The sequence below is a fragment of the Arthrobacter sp. TJ-178 genome (genome assembly GCF_058269275.1).
In genome coordinates this window covers 23089-41648 of sequence record NZ_JBZCNK010000005.1, presented here as the reverse complement: position 1 = coordinate 41648, position 18560 = coordinate 23089, and the positions used below count along the sequence as shown (strand labels likewise).

Below are 18560 nucleotides of genomic sequence, written 5' to 3'. Positions count from 1 at the left end.
GGCATGGCCCCCATCAAAGACGAAATATTTGCACGGATGGATGAATTCAGTCCTGCGGAGCGGAAAGTCGCGCGTTCACTGCTCGCCGACTATCCGAGCGCGGGACTTGCAAGCGCGGCCTCGCTGGCCCGTACGGCGGGAACCAGCACACCGACGGTGCTGCGCCTCATCACTCGGATGGAGCTGGGCGGATTCTCCGAGTTCCAGGCCCATCTCCGCGCCGAAGTCTCCAACCAACTCAACGCCCCGGTTACACGGGCGCAGCAGGTGACCCGCCCGGGTGCCGAGGAGAGCATCTTTCAACGTTCCATCGCCCAGCGCACCACCTTGGTCGAGCGACTCAGCTCCACGATTCCTCCCGCTGAATTTGAGCGGGCTGTCGCTGTGCTCTCCAACAAGCCGCGGTCCGTGCTGGTTTCGGGCGGCTACTTCTCCCGTAACTTCGCGGAAGTCCTGGCGATGCAGCTGGACCAGCTCATCCCGGGCGTGGAGTATGCGGCGGAACCGCTTGGCCGGAACCTCGGCAAGTATCTCGCGCTGCGCAAAGACAGCGTCGTCGTCGTCTTCGATCTGCGCCGATACGAGCTGGCGAGTAAACAGGTGGTGGAACTGGCCCGAAAACAGGGTGCCACAGTAATTGTGGTCACCGATGAGTTCCTCTCCCCAAGTGCCGAGAACGCCGACATCGTGCTTCCGGTCGGCGTGGGAGGTGTCCCTTTCGACTCTTTCATCGGACTGACCGCCCTCATCGACGCACTCGTGGAGGGGGTCTTCCATACGGTCGGACAGCGGGCGATCGACCGTATGAATCAGTGGGAGGAGAAAGTCCACATCCACCGGGCGTTCCGCCTGGAGGCGAGACTCAACCAGAATGAAGGGAACACCACATCAGATGACTGACACGGAGGAATTCCAAGGGCTCACTGCTGTGGTGACGGGAACAGCCCAGGGCATAGGCCGGGCCATCGCGGCAGAACTAGGTCAGGCCGGAGCAAAGGTGATCGCCGTTGACCGGGACACCGTAGACCTTTCCAACACCGACGAAGCGGCAGAATTCTTCCGGGGGCTGCCCGCAGTGGACATTCTGGTCAACAACGCAGGCGGGGTGGCGGGGCAAACGCACACTCCCATTGACGAGCTCAGCGACGACGATTGGCACGCCGTCCTCAACGCCAACCTTCAGACCACGTTCCAGAGCACGCGGCAAGCGGCAAAACGCATGAAGGTGCAGGGATTCGGGCGGATAGTAACCATCTCCTCCGGTGCCGGGCGGAGCGTAAGCCTGACGGGAATCCAGGCTTACACAACGGCCAAAGCCGCGCAGATCGGGTTCACGCGGCAGATGGCACATGAACTTGGCCCCTTCGGCATCACTGTCAATTGCGTGGCGCCAGGGTTCGTGCTGTCGAATCCCACCACTCGGGCCCAATGGGACAGCTATGGCGAGGACGGCCAACGCGCCCTTGTGGAGAAGATCGCCACCCGCCGGGTGGGAGAGCCGTACGACATTGCGCGTGGCGTGAGGTTCTTTGCCTCTCCCCAGGCGAGCTGGATCAGCGGCCAGACCCTGTCCATCGACGGCGGACATTCCCTCTTCTAACCAGCCCCCCAACAGCCCTATCCTCGGAGGATCCAAGTGAACGACGCTTCCGGCAGTACTGCTTCCCAGGCTCTTGCCGATCTTGGCGAACGCTACTTCACCACCCAGCACACCTTCGATCCGTACAACGCGACGCTGCTTGGAATCCAGGATTTTGACCATCTGGGCAATGACCCCTCACTTGAGGCGAGCCAGCGTGCCGCAGCGGACTTCCGGGATATCGCCGACCAGCTCCGGGGTATTCGGACCAGCGGGCTGAACGCGACGGAGCAATTGGATTATGAGGTACTGACCACCCTCGTGTGGGGAGGAGAGAGGGATGCACACCACGCCCAGTGGGCCACTAATGCAAGTGCCAAGAGTTATGTGAGCCGGCAGGCGCTGATTTTCCAGGCAGTTCCCGCAATGACTATCGCCGATACGGCGGGCGGGGAACGGTATCTGTCACGGCTCAACACTGTTGCTGCCTCCCTTACAGGGCTGGGCAGCCGGTACTTTGAGGAGGCCGACAGGGGCCGGACCGCACCCGCAATCGGCATCCAGCATGCGATCCAACAGCTCCACGGATACGCCGCTCTTCCACTGGACCAGGACGTACTGCTCAAACCCACGCGCGTGGAAACTGGCAGGGCGTTCCGGGAGCGTGGAATGAAAATCGTGCGCGACAGCATCCGTCCTGCCATGATCACCCTGGCCGACCGCATGCGGGATGAGCTGTTATCCGGGGCCCGTGATGACGGGCATGTGGGGATACTGAATGTGCCCGGTGGGACAGACATCTACGCTGACTCAGTCCGCCGGCACACGACTACCAATCTCGACCCAGGGGAAATTCATGCCCTGGGCATGGAAATTCTCGCGGATCAGCGCGAAGAGTGGTCGAAACTCGGAATGAGTGCCCTCGGCACCGGCAACTTCGATGACATCCGCACGCGCCTCCGTGACGACACCTCCCTGCGCTTCCAATCCCGGAAGCAAATCATCAAAGTGGCCGAGAACGCGCTGGAGCGCGCGGAGGAGGCCCGGAGCCGCGCATTTCCTCCATTCGATATTGCCCGCTGCGTCATCGAAGAAATTAACCCTATTGACGCCGAACATGCCGCTCTAGCGTATTACCGGCCACCCGCGGCCGACGGCAGCAGGCCAGGCGCACACTGCCTATTGACCACAGATCCGGCATCCAGGTATTCCTACGAATACGAGGCGCTCGCCTTCCATGAGTCAACACCCGGGCACCACCTTCAGTTGGCGACCGCTCAAACCCTGCAGATCCCGCGGTACCGCAGGTACCTGGACACCGAGCTGTGCAGTTTCATCGAAGGATGGGGGCTGTACGCGGAGACCCTCGCAGACGAGCTTGACCTTTACACAGATGACCTGCAGCGTCTCGGCATGCTCTCCTTCTCTTCGCTGCGTGCCTGCCGACTGGTGATCGACACGGGCATCCACCACTACGGCTGGTCCAGGGAACGGGCCATGCGCTTCATGTGGGAGAACACCGTCACCACTAAGGCCAACGTGCGTAACGAAGTTGACCGATACATCGCTTGGCCCGGTCAAGCACTCGCCTACATGATCGGCCGGCAGGAAATTATGCGGCTGCGCACCGAGGCGAAATGGAATCTGGGCGATAGGTTCTCGCTTTCAGGTTTCCACCGCGCAGTGCTGGAGAACGGCGCGGTCCCCCTATCTGTGCTAGCCAACGCAGTTGGACGTTGGGAACAGGAAAACAACACTGAGGAAGGTGCGGCATGAACGTCACAATCAATGGTTGCAGGCTGAACGTCGAGGTGCTGGGGCCGGAGGACGGTCCGGTGATCATTGCGCACCACGGCGGTGGAGGAATTGGCTCCCTGACGGAACCCCGGTCGACTTTCGGTCCGCTGGCGGACCGCTTCCGCGTGATTGTGTTCGATGCGCGCGGATGCGGACTCAGTGAGGGAATTCCACCGTACTCACATGCACAGTGGGCAGCTGATGTGGATGCGCTCCGTGAATGGGCCGGAGTCGACAAGGTGATTATTGCCGGCGGTTCCTACGGAGGATTCATCGCCCTCGAATATGCCGTGGCCTATCCGCAGCACGTCTCCGGCATCATTCTCCGTGACACATCCGCCGACGGCTCAAACCTCGAGCTTGCCTTCGAAAATGCCCGCAACCAGGACCGCGTCGCAATCAACTGGGACAATTTCAACCGATACTGGAGCGGTAACATCCGTGACGATGCAGACCTTAAGTCCTGCTGGGCCGAGTTAATCCCGCTCTATGATTTCAATTACGATCCCGAAGCGGCTTCTGAACGGGTGGAATCCGGACTGTACCGCCACGAGTCCCACAACTGGTGTTTCCAAAAGAACTGGCCCAAATATGATCTGAAGGCCGCCCTCCCCGGAATTTCCGTTCGCACTCTGGTGACAGTGGGCCGCAAGGACTGGGTCACTCCCGTCAGCTCCTCGGAAACGATTGCCCACCTTATCCCGGGTGCTGAGCTTGTTGTCTTCGAGCAGTCCGGGCACTCGCCTCAGGTGGAGGAACGGGACAAATTCCAACAGGTGCTGCGGACATTCGTCGACAGCGTCGTTCCGGTCGAAGCGGTTTCGAAATGAAGCTCTACATCATAGGCGGCGGCGCGATCGGCGGAACCATCGGTGCCCTGATGAAACGTGACGGCCACGATGTCACGGTTTGCGACGCGGACACTGCGCACGTGGATGCCATCAACCGAGATGGCCTGCGGATCGAGGGCCCTGTCAACGACGTCGTTGTACGGCTTCCGGCGATATCACCGGAAGCACTTCCCTTCGGCCTCGACCGGGTAATCGTAGCCGTCAAGAGCCATCACACACGCGCGGTTGCGGACCTTCTGGCGCCTCGGCTGAACCAGGACGGATGCGTTCTCACCGTGCAGAACGGGCTTACAGCCGATGTCCTTACCGAAGCCGTCGGCGTGAGCCGGGTGATATCGAGCTTCGTCAACTTCGGCGCCGATCTGCTGGGACCGGGCCGCATACTGCAGGGCAACGTTGCCACTTTCCGCGTCGGCGAACTCCGCGGCGGGCAAATCACGCCCCGGGTGAAGGAGTTTGCCGACGCCCTGCCGTACGCCGAAGCGACTGGGAACGTGTTGGGGTACCTCTGGGGGAAGGAAGCCTACGGAGCCATGCTGTGGGCGGGAGCAGTGTCGGATTTCGCCATCGCGGAAACCCTGGAGCATCCGCGGTACCGCCCTGTTATGGTGGCCATCGCAGCGGAAGTCCTAGCCCAGGCGCCGGTTCCCGTGGAAAGTTTCGACGGATTCGTTCCCTCCGACCTTGAGGGTTCACTCGACCGTCTTGCCGCCTTCAACAGGCAGAGCGCGAAGAGCCACAGCGGAATCTACCGTGACCTGGCCATACGTAAACGCAAAACCGAGATAGATGAAATGCTGCGCGACGTTGACGGACCGATATTTCGGAAGGTCGCCTCCATCATCCACGATATCGAGGACGGCAAAAGGGTGTGCGAAGCCGCAAATCTGGAAGAACTCGCCGAGTACGTGGCCGAGCTGCCACGTCTCGTCGGCTAAGGGCCGGGCTAGACCCGCGTCCACAAATTCAGCCGACGCCGACGCCACCTGTCGCGCACGTGTTTCTTTACGCATCGCGCCCGATGGGCTTTCAGGGTTGCAGGGCGCCGAAGGAGAGCAGAAGGGCCGGCCCTAGGAGAGTGTCTGCAGCGAAGCGTCACACGGTGCACCAACGTGGGCGGCCAGCCGGGCAAACGCACCGTCCGCTGCCCGCAGTTGATCGGGCGTGCCGCGCTCGACGATCCGGCCGGCGTCGAGCACCACCACCTGATCCGCGTTCTCCACCGTGGAGAGCCGGTGGGCGATGGTGAGCGTGGTCCGTCCCGCGGACAGCTGTTCTAGGGCCAGCTGCACCTGCGCCTCGGTGCTGTTGTCCAGGGCCGATGTGGCCTCGTCCAGGACCAGCACCGGGGGGTTGCGCAGAATCGTGCGGGCAATGGCCAAGCGCTGCTGCTCGCCGCCGGAGAACCGGTGGCCGCGGGCACCCACCAAGGTGTCCAGGCCTTCGGGCAGGGCGCCGATCGAGTCGGCAATCTGGGCTGCGGCCAGCGCCTGCCAGAGCTGCTCATCCGTGGCGCCGGGGGCCGCCAGCAGCAGGTTTTCCCGCACCGATGCGTGGATCAGATAAGTCTCCTGGGAGACCACGCCGACAATCCGGGCCAGATCCCCGGACGCAATCTCGCGCACATCCACGCCGTCAATGGTGACCCGGCCGGCGCTGACCTCGTTGAGCCGCGGCAACAGGGAAGCCAGGGTGCTTTTGCCGGAGCCGGTGGGACCGACAACGGCGGTGCTGGTACCGGCCGGCAGCGTCAGATCAATGCCGTGCAGGACGTCTCTGTTGCCCCCGGCGCCGTCCACAGTGCCGGCCGCTGTGTCGTCCCCCGTGCCGCCGTCGTACGCAAACCGCACACCCTCGAACCGCACCTCGCCGCGCACGGCGGCCGGGTTCAGCCGCACCGGATGTTCGGGAGCCTGAATGTCCGGCACCAGGTCCAGGTATTCGAAGATCCGGCTGAAGAACGCCAGCGCGGTCACCCACTGGACGCCGATGTTCAGCAGGCCCATGACCGGCCGGAAAATGGTGCCCTGCAGTGCAGTAAACGCCACGAGGGTGCCGATGGTCATGCCGCCGCTGGTGGCGGGGAATCCGGCTGCAAGGTAAATGACCGCGGGAATGGCCGCGAAGACAATCTGCATGGTCGCCATCCGCCAGCGGCCGGCAAGCTGGCTGCGCAGTTCCAGCCCCACCAGCTTGTCCGACCGCGCCGCGAAGCGTACGGCATCGCGGGGGATGGTGCCCAGGGTTTTGGCCAGGCGCACGCCGGAGACGGAGAGGCCTTCCTCCACCTGGGTGTGCAGAGCCGCGAGTTCGCGCTGGCGTTCATCCGTGACGTTGCGGCGGATTTTCGCCACTCTGCGGGAAAGCCAGATGGCCGGCGGCAGCACGATCAGCGAAATCAGGCTAAGTCCGGGGGAGAGGGCCACCATGGCCACGGCCGTGGCCACCGCCGTCGTCAGGTTCGAGGCGACTCCGGTGGCGGTGGTGGTCACTACCGACTGCATGCCCGAGATGTCGTGCGTGAGGCGGGATTGGACCTCGCCGCCGCGGGTGCGGGTGAAGAAACCCAGCGACTGCGCCTGCAGGTGGGTGAAGAGGTCCACGCGCAGGGTGTGCATGACGCGCTGGCCCATGGAGGTGGCCATCCAGGTCTGCACGACGCCGATCACGGCGGTCACCGCTGCCACGGCCACCATGGCGGCGGTCAGCAGGGCCAGCAGGCGGGTGTTGCCGTGGGGCAGCGCATCATCGATCACGGCGCGCACCAGGAACGGCTGGGCCAGGCCCACCACCGAGGCGGCGGAAATCAGCAGGACGACGACGGCGATGGTTGCCTTGTGCGGTGCGAAGAGCGCCGCGATGCGGGTAAGGGAGACGGGGTGCTGCTTGAGCTGCTTTTGATCCGCCGGGTTGAGTTTTGCGGGGCCGCGGCCGCCCCGGCCGCCTCCGCCGTCGTCGTTGTTTCCGGGGCCGCCGCTTTGCGGGGCACTTCCGGCAGTGGTGGAACGGGTGTTGATTCTGGGGTTAGCCAAAGGTCCTCCTGACGCTGCCGGCGTTGTACACGGCAACTAATACAGAGGTTACCTCACTATGTGGCTGCAGCGAAATGGGTAGACTGGCGGTATGACGAATACTTCCGCTGATCCGGCTGCCTTGGGGGATCTGATGCACGCGGCGTTCCGGGGACTGCGGAAGCGCTGGATGTATCAGCTTGCTCCCTTTGGCCTGACGCCGCACCAGTTCCGCGCGCTGAATGCCGTGGGCAGGGCAGCTGCGGCTGGCGAAGATGCCGGCGGCGAGCCGGGGCTGCGGCTGAAGGAACTCGCTGAGCGGCTGCGGATTGCACCGCGCTCGGCCACCGAGGTGGTTGATCAGCTCGCGGACAAGGGGTTGGTGGAGCGCCGCGCGCATCCTTCGGACCGGCGGGCAACGCTGCTGTCGCTGACCGCGGAGGGGGAACAGCTGCGGGCCAGAGTCAATGCGGACCGCAAGCGCGAGGCCGATGAGTTCTTTTCCGTGCTGGAACCGCAGGACCGCACTGAGCTGGCGCGGATTCTGGGGGAACTGCTTCCGGGATAGGAAGGCCTGCTCCTCCGAAGAGGCAGCTTCCTAAGGCGCGGTTTCGGTCGGGGCATTCGTTGAAGGTGCGGCTCCCGCCTTGGCAACCCGGGCGAGCAGCTCATCCAGAAGGAGGCTTTCCCCCGGGGTGAGCCCGGAAGAAGCTGCGGGCACGAGGGAACGGAGCGCAATCGCGTGCCGGGCGGCGTCTTCGTCCGGGTGCTGAACGCCGGAGGACTCACGGGCACCCTCGGTGGTGATGGCGTCAATGGCCAGTTCCCGCACCCGCTCCGAGAGTCCGGCATCTGCCTCGGCTTTGTTGCCGATCGCCGAGATGACCACGCCGATGCCGAGGGCATGGATCAGGGAGGCTGCGGCATCGACATCCATTCGGAGCCGGCCGGCCCGGGCAGCCGCCTCCAGAAGGTTCCGCAGGATGTCCTGGGTTTGCCTGGCGGCCTCGGGCTGCCGCCGGGAATCGGGCTCGCCGTACATCAGCAGGTACAGCGCCGGGTTGTTTACTCCGAAGTCGATGTGCAGATCCCATCCGGCGCGCAGGTCCGCCACCGGGTCCGCGCCGAAAGCCGCCGAGGACTTTGACCCCAGATACCGGCGGAACCCCTCCTGGGCTGCCGCGTCGAGCAGGCCTGCCATGTCACCGAACTGCCGATAGATGGTTTGCGGCTGCACGCCCGCTGCGGCGCTCACGGCACGGGTGGAAACGGCGCTCCGGCCACCCTGTTCCAGCAGGTCGCATGTCGCTCTCAGGATACGTTCCTGGGCGGAGTCAACGGGGGTGGAAGTCATGGAACGATGGTACCCAATCGCTCTCGGCCTATTGTTCGGAACACTGATGTTGTGTTTTAGTTATCACTGTTCCGTTCGGATGGTCCGAGGGGAGTGAGGAGCAGGCTCTGATGAAGATTCTTGTGACAGGTGCTACCGGAACCGTGGGCGGCGCCGTCGCCCGGGGCCTTGCCGGCACTGAGCATGACGTGGTGGCTTTGGTCCGCAATCCGGACGCTTATGATCCTCCCGAGGGTGTCGCCGTCGTGCAGGGGGACCTGACCGACGCAGCTGACGTGCGCCGCGCCCTTGCAGGCATTGACCGTGCCTTTTTGAACATGGCCGACGACGACGGTGCGGTCTTCGCGGCGGCTGCCGGTGAGCTGGGGCTGGACCATGTGGTGCTGCTGTCCTCCTTCACCGTGGATACGGTACTGCCGTACGGGGAAGACAATCTGATTACGGCCCACCACCGGAACGGGGAGCAGGCTCTTGCCGCTGCCGGTGTTCCCGCGACGTTCCTGCGGGCCGCCGGTTTTGACTACAACTTCCTGATGTGGGCATCCGGCGCAGCCATAGAAGGTGTGGTCCGCGCGCCCTGGCTGGATGTGAAGCTGCCGGTGGTCGATCCGGACGACATCGCGGCGGCGGCTGTCGCCGTGCTGTCCGAGGCTGAGCCTGCAGGCGGCGCGTACTCGATCACCGGACCGGCTGCTTTGTCCGTCATGGACCAGACCCGCATTGCTTCCGAGGTCCTTGACCGGGAGCTGCGAGCGGAAAGCCTGGATCTGGAAACGGCAAAGGCGACGGCGTTCCAAGGAGCTCCTCCGGTGTTTATTGAATCCGTGTTCGGCACGTTCGGTCCGGAGGCTGCCGTCCTCCCTGTGTCCGGTGATGTCGAAGCCCTGACGGGCACTCCGGCACGCACGTTTGCGCAGTGGGTGGACCGCAACCGGGCTGCGTTTGGCTGAATGAGGGGACTCACCCGGACCAGGGCATGCGGGAGCCTTTCCGGATCTTGAGCTGATCTTGAGCTGATCTTGGGCGGATCGTGAGGCTGTCATGGGACGATCATGGGCCTGTGGGAAGTAGAGACCCCTGCAGATTGTGGTGCCGTTAATCACATGCGGCATCCGCGCGGGGAGGCTCCGTTTGAGACCCGGAATCCCTCCCCGCGGAACCGCGAGGTGAAAAAGCCCTAGTCAGTCACCAATTTCCGGTGCGGCGTCTGTTAATTCAATCGGCAACCGCAATCCGAATGTATTTATATGCTTGTGCATGAATTTCGGCATACAGGAATGTTCTGTTAGATTGCGATCGGGGAATCAAAAACGCTTTCTCTGGCGTTCCTCCGTCACCGGAAATCTCACCGGTGACTGGTTTTGTCTCAAACAAAAAGGTCTCTACTTCCATGCGTAAAGCAACCCGTATTTCCTTTGCCCTGGGCGCTTCTGCCGCTCTTCTGAGCCTCTCCGCCCTTCCCGCTTCTGCGGCAGATGGGGACGACAACCTTCCTCCCGTGGTTGTGGCTCCTGGCGAGACTACAGCCGAAGCCACCATCGAGGTTCAGGGTGGCAATCTCAGCATTAGCGTTGCACGGAACGTTGCTGCTGATAAGGAGTTCGTACCCGGTACTAAGGCCCAGATGGATATCCCGGAGTTCACCGTCACCGATGAGCGTGCGGGCATTGAAGGCTGGACCGTTCGCGTGGCCCTGACTGACTTCACCAGTGCTAACGCCGCTGATTCCGATGCCGTAATTCCGTCTTCGGATGCCACTTACACAACCGCCGTGGTCGGCACGCCGCTTGGCACAGCGACAGTGGCTAGCCTTGGCGGCTCCTTTGTGGCAGATGAAAAGGCCGCAACGGTCACGGCCCTTACCGCTACTAGTGTTTACGGCAACAACACGACAACTTGGGTCGGATCCCTGGCTGTTCCGGTGCCCAGCAACGCTTTGAAGGGTAACTACACCGCAACGCTGACGCACTCCATCCTCTAGCGGATATTCCCTCCCGGGAGGCATCCTCCCGGGGCGGAATTCCTCCGCCTGCTCTGCGCCGGACAGACGCCGGCGTTATTTCTGCCTTAATCCGTTTGTTCCGCCTGCCAGGGGTTTTTTTGCGTTTTATTTATGCTGGTTTACTCACCGCCATTTTCTTTGCTCTTTCCATCACAGCATCTTCCGCCGCCGAATCACCGGCACCCGAGGGAATAGGCATCCGTCTGGTCGATATTCCTGCCGCCACCCAAACAGACCCGCGCGCCCGGTCCTACATCGTGGACCACGTGAACCCGGGAACCACCATTGAGCGGCGCGTTCAGGTGCAGAACAACACCTCGGGACGGCAGTCCATCGACGTGTACGCCGCAGCCGCCGAGGTAAGCAATGACTCCTTTGTGGGGCTTGACCGGGAGGCTCGAAACGAGCTGACCGAGTGGACCACCGTGGAGTCGCCCACGGTGGAGTTGGCTGCTGGCCAAAGCGCCGAAGTGCCAGTGCATATCAACGTGCCCGCCGACGCCCCGGAGGGTGAGCAGTATGCCGCTCTTTGGGCCGAGGTTCGGTCGGCGCCGTCAAACGGGACCCCGGTCATCACCGCCAGCAGGGTCGGTATCCGCGTGTACCTCTCGGTTGGCCCCGGCAACGGCCCGCCCGCAGCCTTCAGCATCGGTGACCTGGCTGCCGGCCGAAGCGCTGACGGCGCCCCGCAGGTCACCGCCGACGTCACCAATACCGGCGGCCGTGCCCTGGATGTGCAGGGCGAACTAGCCCTCACGGACGGACCCGGAGGCCTGTCGGCGGGACCCGTCTCCGTGGACGGAACCGTCACCATCGCCCCCGGGGAAACCGCCCCGGTATCGGTCACCCTGGCACCTGAGCTGCCCGCCGGTCCCTGGCATGCCCAGCTGGACCTGAAGAGTGGACTGGTCACGGCGCAGGCCACGGGGGATTTGACCTTCAGCGCTGCAGCTGCGGTACCGGAGGACGAACCGGATCACCGCACTATCATCATCTCTGCCCTCGCAACCGTCGTCCTTCTGGGCGGTGCAGCCTTCTGGCTGGTCCGCCGCAGGCGCAGTGCAGCCTAGGCCTGCGTGCTTCAGCTGCAGCAGCAGACGCAATAATGGATAACTGAAACTAACGGGGAAGCAGGTGGAGGATGAATGCGGACGCAGTGATGCACCGCAACAACGTCCGGGTGCTGGGACGTATGGATGGACCGGCACTGCTGCTGGTACAGGGATTTGGCTGCGACCAGGTGATCTGGAACCGCCTTTTGCCCTTTTTGACGGACACCTACAAAGTGGTGCTGTTTGATCACGTGGGAACCGGAGGTGCGGACCCGGACGCTTATGCTGCCGCCAACTACGCTTCCCTGGAAGGGCACTTGGGGGACTTCACCGAGATCCTTGACGTCCTCGGGGTGCAGGATGCCATTGTCGTGGGGCACAGCATCGGCGGCACCATGGCGCTGGCTGCCTCGGCGCGGAGTCCGCGGATTGCGCGTCTCGTCCTGCTCTGCACCTCACCCTGCTATCTCAATGACGAAAGGTATGCCGGCGGATTCCGCCCGGAGGATATTGCGGATGTCCTGGACGCCGTGGAGGCCAATTATCCCCTGTGGGCCAAGATGATGGCTCCTGCGGTAGCGGGCGCGGACGCTGGTTCGGAGGTCAGTGCCGAACTGGCCGAGAACATGTGCCGGTTGCACCCGGAGTATGTCCGGGACTTCCTGCAGATGTCATTTGCCGCAGACGTCCGGCACTTGCTGCCCCAGGTATCCGTTCCTGCCCTGATCCTGCAGTCGAGGGGAGATCCGTTGACTCCCGAAGCCGCGTCCCAATACCTCCACGAGCATCTGCCCGGCAGTACGCTGATGCCACTGGACACCAATGGAAACATGCCGCATCTCAGTGCACCCCGACTCACGGCGGCCGCGATCCTGAACTATCTGGAAAGCGTCCCTGGTGAATAGCACTTATGAGGAACATTTCCATGCGTCAGCGTCCGGATATCTCGTCCTTCAAACGGACGGCACGATCCTCGACGTAAACCGGACACTGGTCTCCTGGACCGGTCATTCCCGCGAAGAACTGTTAGGCAAGAACGTTGCTGACCTGCTGCCGGTGGGGGACCGGATCCTGTTCGCGTCCCACGCTGTACCCCAGTTGGCGGTAGCCGGGTGTTTCAACGAGATGGCGGTGGAGCTGCTCTCGGCAGACGGGAAACGGATTCCGGCCCTCCTGTCAGGGGTCCGATCCGAGGACGACGACGACGGCGGACTGGACCGCATTTCCGTCTTCAATGCCTCTGCACGCCGACGCTATGAGCAGGAACTGGTGGCAGCCCTGCGCAAGGCTGAGGCGGCGGAAGTGTTACGCGCCGCGGCCGTGGCGGAACTGCGGGCCAACCAGAAGGCACTCGAGGAAAAGGACCGCATTCTGCAGGACGGCCTGGCAGAGAGCAGGAAGCGCGAGGCCCTGTTGGCAACAGTCCTGGACGCTGCCGACGTCGGCCTCCTTGTTTTGGACGAACAGGGGGAACCGCTGCTTACCAACGCCCACATGGCATCCACCTGGCGCACGGCTATGGGCGATGCCTCCGTCGCGGAGATGGAGCAACTGATGTTCGGGCCGGATCGGGTGACGCCGATTCCGCCCGTCGACCAGCCATTCCGCCGTGCCGGCACCGGAGAGTCCTTCTCCCACGAACTGGTGTGGTTTGCGCCCGGCGGTGACAAGCAAATGGCCGTCACCGTCTCATCCCGGCCCATCAGAACCGACGGAGTCTTCTCCGGATCGGTACTCGCCTTCAATGACGTCACCCGGCTGGTCCAAGCAGTGGCGGCACAGGAGGAATTCGTGGCGGGCGTATCCCACGAACTGCGGACCCCGCTGACCTCCATCATGGGATACCTCGACCTTGCCCTGGAGGACGAAACCCTGTCCCCGCATGTCAGCAACGCACTGGAGGTGGCGCTGCGCAACTCGGAACGGCTGCTCAGCTTGGTCTCAGATCTGCTCTCCGTGGCCTCCGGGAGCAAGAAAATGGAAGCGCGGCCGGTGAACCTGGCCAAGATCGTGCGCTCGGGGCTGGAATCCGTAGCGCCCAAGGCAGACGCCAATGCGGTGAAGCTGGTGGATGATCTTCCCGAGTCCCTGATAGCGGAAGTGGACCCCCAGCGGCTGGCACAGGTAGTCGACAACCTGCTTTCCAATGCAGTGAAGTACTCGCCCGACGGCGGTACGGTAAGCGTCCGGCTTTGGCAGGAGGACAAGTCGGTCCGCCTGTCCGTGGCCGATACCGGCATTGGAATGAGCGCGGCTGAGCAGGCGAGCGTCTTCACCAAGTTCTTCCGCAGCCGCAGGGCAGTAGCCTCGGCGGTTCCCGGCGTCGGGCTCGGCCTCGTGATCACCAGGAACATCGTCGAAAACCATGGCGGTGAGCTGACATTCATCAGTGAACAGGGGCAGGGGTCTACTTTTACGGTGACTTTGCCCCAACCGTAATCGGAGAGCGAACGAGCTCGGGCTGATGGTGCAGACTGTGCGGATGGAGACCCGTTTTGATATTCCGCCGTGGCCCTCGGCCGAGCCGAGCCACGGAGCTGTGCGCCTTCGGAAGTTCCGGGACGAGGACGCCGCCATGGCGATGAAACTCGCCACAGACCCCTACGTACCCACTATCGGCACCCTTCCCGCCGGGGCAAGCCGAGAGGAAGCACTCTCCTGGGTGGAGCGGCAGCAGCAGCACCATGTGCGCGGAACCGGATTCGCTTTCTCCATCGCGGACGCCGCCACCAACCGCTGCCTGGGCCAGGTTGGCCTCTTTACCCGTGAGCTGGGGAAAGGGCGGGCCACGGCAGGCTATGCGGTGAGCCCGGACGCGCGCGGCCGCGGTGTTGCCGCCGATGCGTTGCTGGCACTGGTGGACTTCGCCTGGACTCTTCCGACCCTGCACCGGCTGGAGCTTTATATCGAGCCGTGGAACACCGCGTCGGTGCGCACTGCGGAGAACGCAGGGTTTGTTCGCGAAGGCATCCTTCGCAGCCACCAGGAAATCTCCGGCGTGCGCAGGGATATGCTGCTCTACTCCGTTGTCCGGCAAGCGGCGCAGCAGAGCAGCAGCTTTTTCACCAGGGAGCCAGCTTGGTCTCCGGGTCCAGGGGCCCCCGGCCGGACAGCCAGGCCATGAACGTTCGCCGGTCATCGGAGGAAGCGAGCCGTTCGGGAACGCCGGCCAGCAAGGTCTGCAAATCCCACGCCACGTATTCCTCCGGCCAGTCCGCGGAGGTGTAGCCGAGGCCCAGATCCACATGGTGCATCTCAATCTCGCGCAGCCGGTGTGCCGGGCACGCCAAGACCCCGTAGTCTTCCCCGCCGAGGAAGTGGCCGTTGGGCGCCCCCGCCGCGGTGTACCGGTCGAAGACCTGCTCCAATCGGAGTTCGCTGGCTTCCAGGTCGGCGACGAGCTCGTCCGCCGGGCGCCCGGCTCCGGCCTCGATTTCAGCCTCCCGCTGTTTGCTGCCGCCGGCATACTTGGGAAGATCCAGGCCGTCCAGCGCTCCCGATATTCGCCGCGCATGGGAATCCGCATTGCGCGCCAAATGCGTGAGGACGTGGCCCACGGTCCAGCCGGGCAAGAGGCTGGCGGCCCGGGCATCCGCGTCCGTCAGCTGCGCCACGCTGTCGAGCACGCGCGCGTGAGCTTCCCGGCACAGTTCCGATGCGCGCTGCGGGTCACCGTCAAGATTCATGGAGTCCATCCTTTTCAGTTGAGGGTTCGCCTGCCGGACCGGCCGCCGGCTCGTATCCGATCAGCCAGTGCAGCCCGTGCCGGTCAACTACCTGACCGTCCGAGGCACCCCACGGCTTGGGCATCAGCGGGTCGACAATCCGGCCGCCGTCGGCCAGCTGGTCAAACCACTTGTGCAGAACAATGGGCTCAGCGGTTCCAAGCAGCGAAAGCATCAACCCCTCAAGCTGAACGCTTTTTTCCTGCCCGCCGGCGTCCGCCGCGGCCAGCGTAACAACGCCGTCGAGCACTCCGTGGGCAATGGCATCCGGTGGGCCCCCGCTGCCGAAGTCGCCGTTGGTGTGCAGCGACAGCTCGCCGCCGAACACCCCGGCATAGAAGGTCAGGGCCTCGCGCGCAGTGCCCGGGAAAAGGACATAAACCATGGGTGCCGTCATGCCGCTCAGGGTACATGGCCAACGCCGGGTTGGGAGCGGTGAAAGTGGTGTCACCGCTCCCAACCCGGCCGGGGTTTACCAGCCCCGCTGATCGAAGCGGTGCATGAAGGCGGCCATGGCATCACGGGCCACAGCCTGCCCCGGGGCAAAGGTCCTGGTGCCGTTGGGCTGGGACCAGCCGGTGGAGATGCCCTGGTCTGCAAGCCACGAGATTTCCTTGTAAAACTGGTTTCCCGTGCTGACGTCAGTGAAGACGGACGTCTTCGGCGGGGTGTACGCCGGTGAACCGGCGCTGCGGTACAGGAAGGCGGCCATGGCGTCGCGGCGCACGGTGTCCAGCGGACGGAACGTGCCGTCCGGCCAGCCGGTGGTGATCTTGGTTCCGGCAAGCCAGGTCATTTCCTTGTAGAACTGCTGGCTGGGAGACACGTCATTGAAGGGGGAAACGTTTTGCGGCTTGTGCTGGGGGGATTCCGCCAGCCGGTACAGGAAGGCGGCCATGGCATCGCGGCGCACAGTGTCCAGCGGACGGAAGGTTCCGTCGGGCCAGCCGGTGGTGATGCCCTTCTCAGTCATCCAGCGGATGTCCTCGGCGAAGGCTGAACCGTTCGGGACGTCCTTGAAAACGGCCGGCGGCACGGCGGCAAGGCTGGCGAGATACTCTTCCGCCGTCGCAAACGTCTTTTGCGGCACCTGCCCGTACTGGTAGTACGTGGTGGTTCCCCACATGAAAACACCCTGCTTGTCGAACGCGATTCCCACGCCCATGACGTTGTCCGCGGCCCGGCTCATGTTGGCGTTGTGCCCGGGGGAGTTGATCCACTGGTCCACCATGGACTGGCCCGTGCCGTAGCTGTTGTAGGCGACGTTCTCGGCAGCGGAGACAAAACCGGACTCAATCCGCTTGTCCTTGGCATAGCCCGAGGAGTGCTCCAGCGTTGTTGTGTCCGCCATGTGGGTGGACCACTCCTGGGCCACGAGTGAAGCGTTCGCACCGATCCGCAGCGGCTTCAGGCCTTTGCCTTTACGGAAGGCATTGATTCCGTTGAACACGTCGATGATCTGCTGCTTGCTTTGAGCGGGAGTGCCCTGGGGTGCGGCGAGCTCTGCGGGCGCAGGGGCCGGCGCCGGTTCAACGGCCGACGCCGGAGCTGCCGTCAGCAGTCCTGCCAGGATCAGGGAGACCGAGACGGCCATGGGCTTGGATAGGCGGCGGGAGCCGGTGCTCATAAGGAAGTGCCTCTCAATAGCGGTGCGAGTGGGCTTCAGCCTAGCGGGTGCCCGGGAGGCATGCTGTTAAGGTGCAGCGCGGGGCGGCACCTGATTGGAACCGCAACGTCTTCCGGGCAAACTGGGAGCACGCTCACTTTCCTTGATTTACAGTCCTTTTTCAGAGGGGTTCCGATGGCTCATGGTTCAACCACTGCCGCCTATGATCCGCACGGACCGCAGCCGAGGTTCCGCATCACCCGGGAGGGCCTGCGCGCATCCCTGTGGTTCTGGCCCAGCTGCGCTTCGCTGGCGGCAGTGGTCCTGACCCTGCTGCTGATGCGGGTGCGCCCAGGAGAAGAGGTGGCCTGGGCACAGTGGATCTGGCCCACCGGCGTCGACGCCGCATCCAGTCTGCTGCAGACCGTCGCCACCAGCGTGATGACGGCTGCGACCGTGACGTTTTCCCTGACCGTGGTGGCGCTGCAGCTGGCCTCACAGCAGTTCTCGCCCCGGCTGCTGCGGGAATTTGCCCGTGACGCACGAACCCAGGCGGTGTTGGGCGTGCTGCTGGGGACGTTCCTGGTCAGCATCACCGGCCTGCACGGGATGGACGCAAACCGGCCGGTGCCGGTGCTGGTGGTCGGCCTGGTGTATGTGCTGGGAATCGCCTCCGGGATTGTGCTGCTGCTGTTCATCGGGCACATTGCCCGGTCCCTGCGGGTGGACACCATGATGCTCAACGCACATCAGGACTGTCTGGCGGTCCTTCGGGACACCTATCCGGTGTCCGAGACAGGGGAAGTGCAGGAGTTTGACCAGCCCGCGGGAGGCACGCTTGTTGCCGGCGGGCGCAGCGGGATCATCCAGACCCTCGACTGGAAGCCGTTGATGGACATGCTCCAGAAGCGGCGGTTGGCCATGCGGGTCCTGGTGCAGCCGGGTGACCACATCACGGTCGGGTCGCCGGTGGCCCGGGTCTGGGCCGACGACGGCGGGGAGGTGCCGCTGGGCGCCGTGCAGAAGTCCCTGGCCGGGGCCCTGGACATCGGCTACGAGCGCACTCCGGAACAGGACGCCGCCCTGGGGCTGCGGCAGCTGACCGACATCGCCGTGAAGGCCATTTCCCCCAGCATCAATGACCCCATCACCGCTGCCCACGCCACCGGCTACTGCGCGGATCTGCTGGTGGACCTGCAGCGCCGGCGGCTGGGTCCGGAGGCGCATCAGGATAACGACGGCGTACTCCGGCTGGTCACCATGGGCCGGGACTACCGCTACTTTCTGGACATGGTCTGCGGTCCGGTGCGCCGGTTTGCCCATTCGGAGCCCATTGTCCTCACCGCCGTGCTGCGGCTCCTGCGGGACTGCGCTGCCACCGCCGTCAACGATGATCAGCGCGAAGAAATCCGCCGGCAGAACTCCCTGGTGCTGGAAACCGCCCGCAACCAGATGCTGCCGGCCGACGACGAGGAAATCCGGGACATGGGACGCCGGGTGGAGGAAGCGCTCGCGGGGAACCTGGAGGCCGCCTTTGCCGACCGGGCGGGCGAGACCCGGTCGGTGTAGTCAGCAAGGTTCCG

Annotated in this window: 19 protein-coding genes; 13 read left to right on the top strand and 6 right to left on the bottom strand. The window is 63.9% G+C overall.

Annotation, left to right across the window (positions count from 1 at the left end; all coding sequences use genetic code 11):
* Positions 1–3 precede the first annotated feature (3 nt).
* From AC4D2Q_RS13875 to AC4D2Q_RS13855, 5 genes are read left to right on the top strand one after another with little or no spacing between them, the layout of a single operon-like run.
* Positions 4–900, top strand: a complete 897-nt coding sequence (locus AC4D2Q_RS13875; protein ID WP_490947124.1) for a MurR/RpiR family transcriptional regulator — start codon at positions 4–6, stop codon at positions 898–900.
* On the top strand, positions 893–1600 hold the full coding sequence (locus AC4D2Q_RS13870; RefSeq protein WP_490947123.1) for an SDR family NAD(P)-dependent oxidoreductase: 708 nt from the start codon (positions 893–895) through the stop codon (positions 1598–1600). Before AC4D2Q_RS13875 ends, AC4D2Q_RS13870 begins: the two co-directional genes overlap by 8 nt.
* 36 nt (positions 1601–1636) lie before the next feature.
* Positions 1637–3355 (top strand): DUF885 domain-containing protein, encoded by a 1719-nt coding sequence (locus AC4D2Q_RS13865; protein ID WP_490947122.1) that lies wholly within the window; start codon positions 1637–1639, stop codon positions 3353–3355.
* The gene (locus AC4D2Q_RS13860) at positions 3352–4206 is read left to right on the top strand and encodes an alpha/beta fold hydrolase (RefSeq protein ID WP_490947121.1); all 855 of its coding nucleotides are present in this window, start codon (positions 3352–3354) and stop codon (positions 4204–4206) included. Before AC4D2Q_RS13865 ends, AC4D2Q_RS13860 begins: the two co-directional genes overlap by 4 nt.
* Entirely contained in the window at positions 4203–5165 is a 963-nt protein-coding gene (locus tag AC4D2Q_RS13855) for a ketopantoate reductase family protein (RefSeq protein WP_490947120.1), read from the top strand. The genes AC4D2Q_RS13860 and AC4D2Q_RS13855 overlap by 4 nt, the downstream gene beginning before the upstream one ends.
* A gap of 132 nt (positions 5166–5297) precedes the next feature.
* Here AC4D2Q_RS13855 and AC4D2Q_RS13850 read toward each other — a convergent pair whose 3' ends face one another.
* Positions 5298–7259, bottom strand: a complete 1962-nt coding sequence (locus AC4D2Q_RS13850) for an ABC transporter ATP-binding protein (RefSeq protein WP_490947119.1) — start codon at positions 7257–7259, stop codon at positions 5298–5300.
* Positions 7260–7350: 91 nt separating this feature from the next.
* Between AC4D2Q_RS13850 and AC4D2Q_RS13845 the strand changes: the two genes are divergently transcribed.
* The gene (locus AC4D2Q_RS13845) at positions 7351–7806 is read left to right on the top strand and encodes a MarR family winged helix-turn-helix transcriptional regulator (RefSeq protein WP_490925191.1); all 456 of its coding nucleotides are present in this window, start codon (positions 7351–7353) and stop codon (positions 7804–7806) included.
* 30 nt (positions 7807–7836) lie between these two features.
* On the opposite strand, the gene AC4D2Q_RS13840 is transcribed toward AC4D2Q_RS13845, so the two are convergent.
* A complete protein-coding gene (locus AC4D2Q_RS13840) occupies positions 7837–8592 on the bottom strand; it encodes a TetR/AcrR family transcriptional regulator (protein ID WP_490947118.1) in 756 nt (251 codons plus the stop codon).
* 110 nt (positions 8593–8702) lie between these two features.
* On the opposite strand from AC4D2Q_RS13840, the gene AC4D2Q_RS13835 reads away from it, so the two are divergent.
* Positions 8703–9542 carry an SDR family oxidoreductase gene (locus AC4D2Q_RS13835; RefSeq protein ID WP_490947117.1) on the top strand — a complete coding sequence of 280 codons (840 nt, stop codon included), beginning with the start codon at positions 8703–8705 and terminating at the stop codon, positions 9540–9542.
* A gap of 265 nt (positions 9543–9807) precedes the next feature.
* On the opposite strand, the gene AC4D2Q_RS13830 is transcribed toward AC4D2Q_RS13835, so the two are convergent.
* Positions 9808–9984: a hypothetical protein gene (locus AC4D2Q_RS13830; RefSeq protein WP_490947116.1), complete on the bottom strand. Its 177-nt coding sequence runs from the start codon at positions 9982–9984 to the stop codon at positions 9808–9810.
* Between AC4D2Q_RS13830 and AC4D2Q_RS13825 the strand changes: the two genes are divergently transcribed.
* The 5 genes from AC4D2Q_RS13825 to AC4D2Q_RS13805 all read left to right on the top strand — a co-directional run bounded on the left by AC4D2Q_RS13825 (position 9983) and on the right by AC4D2Q_RS13805 (position 14770).
* Positions 9983–10573, top strand: coding sequence for a hypothetical protein (locus AC4D2Q_RS13825; protein WP_490947115.1), 591 nt, complete (start codon positions 9983–9985; stop codon positions 10571–10573). The genes AC4D2Q_RS13830 and AC4D2Q_RS13825 overlap by 2 nt on opposite strands.
* 119 nt (positions 10574–10692) lie before the next feature.
* Positions 10693–11664 carry a hypothetical protein gene (locus AC4D2Q_RS13820; protein ID WP_490947114.1) on the top strand — a complete coding sequence of 324 codons (972 nt, stop codon included), beginning with the start codon at positions 10693–10695 and terminating at the stop codon, positions 11662–11664.
* A gap of 71 nt (positions 11665–11735) precedes the next feature.
* Positions 11736–12551, top strand: a complete 816-nt coding sequence (locus AC4D2Q_RS13815) for an alpha/beta fold hydrolase (RefSeq protein WP_490947113.1) — start codon at positions 11736–11738, stop codon at positions 12549–12551.
* Complete coding sequence (locus AC4D2Q_RS13810) at positions 12544–14085, top strand: ATP-binding protein (protein ID WP_490947112.1); 1542 nt, start codon at positions 12544–12546, stop codon at positions 14083–14085. The genes AC4D2Q_RS13815 and AC4D2Q_RS13810 overlap by 8 nt, the downstream gene beginning before the upstream one ends.
* A 43-nt stretch (positions 14086–14128) precedes the next feature.
* The gene (locus AC4D2Q_RS13805) at positions 14129–14770 is read left to right on the top strand and encodes a GNAT family N-acetyltransferase (RefSeq protein WP_490947111.1); all 642 of its coding nucleotides are present in this window, start codon (positions 14129–14131) and stop codon (positions 14768–14770) included.
* Here the strand turns inward: AC4D2Q_RS13805 and AC4D2Q_RS13800 are convergent.
* From AC4D2Q_RS13800 to AC4D2Q_RS13790, 3 genes are all read right to left on the bottom strand, one after another.
* Positions 14709–15332, bottom strand: a complete 624-nt coding sequence (locus tag AC4D2Q_RS13800; RefSeq protein ID WP_490947110.1) for a maleylpyruvate isomerase N-terminal domain-containing protein — start codon at positions 15330–15332, stop codon at positions 14709–14711. The two genes, AC4D2Q_RS13805 and AC4D2Q_RS13800, sit on opposite strands and share 62 nt — an antisense overlap.
* On the bottom strand, positions 15322–15768 hold the full coding sequence (locus tag AC4D2Q_RS13795; RefSeq protein WP_490947109.1) for a VOC family protein: 447 nt from the start codon (positions 15766–15768) through the stop codon (positions 15322–15324). The genes AC4D2Q_RS13800 and AC4D2Q_RS13795 overlap by 11 nt, the downstream gene beginning before the upstream one ends.
* A gap of 75 nt (positions 15769–15843) precedes the next feature.
* Entirely contained in the window at positions 15844–16998 is a 1155-nt protein-coding gene (locus AC4D2Q_RS13790) for a CAP and S-layer homology domain-containing protein (RefSeq protein ID WP_490947108.1), read from the bottom strand.
* A gap of 174 nt (positions 16999–17172) precedes the next feature.
* Between AC4D2Q_RS13790 and AC4D2Q_RS13785 the strand changes: the two genes are divergently transcribed.
* Entirely contained in the window at positions 17173–18546 is a 1374-nt protein-coding gene (locus AC4D2Q_RS13785) for a DUF2254 domain-containing protein (RefSeq protein ID WP_490947107.1), read from the top strand.
* The last annotated feature ends 14 nt before the right edge of the window (positions 18547–18560 follow it).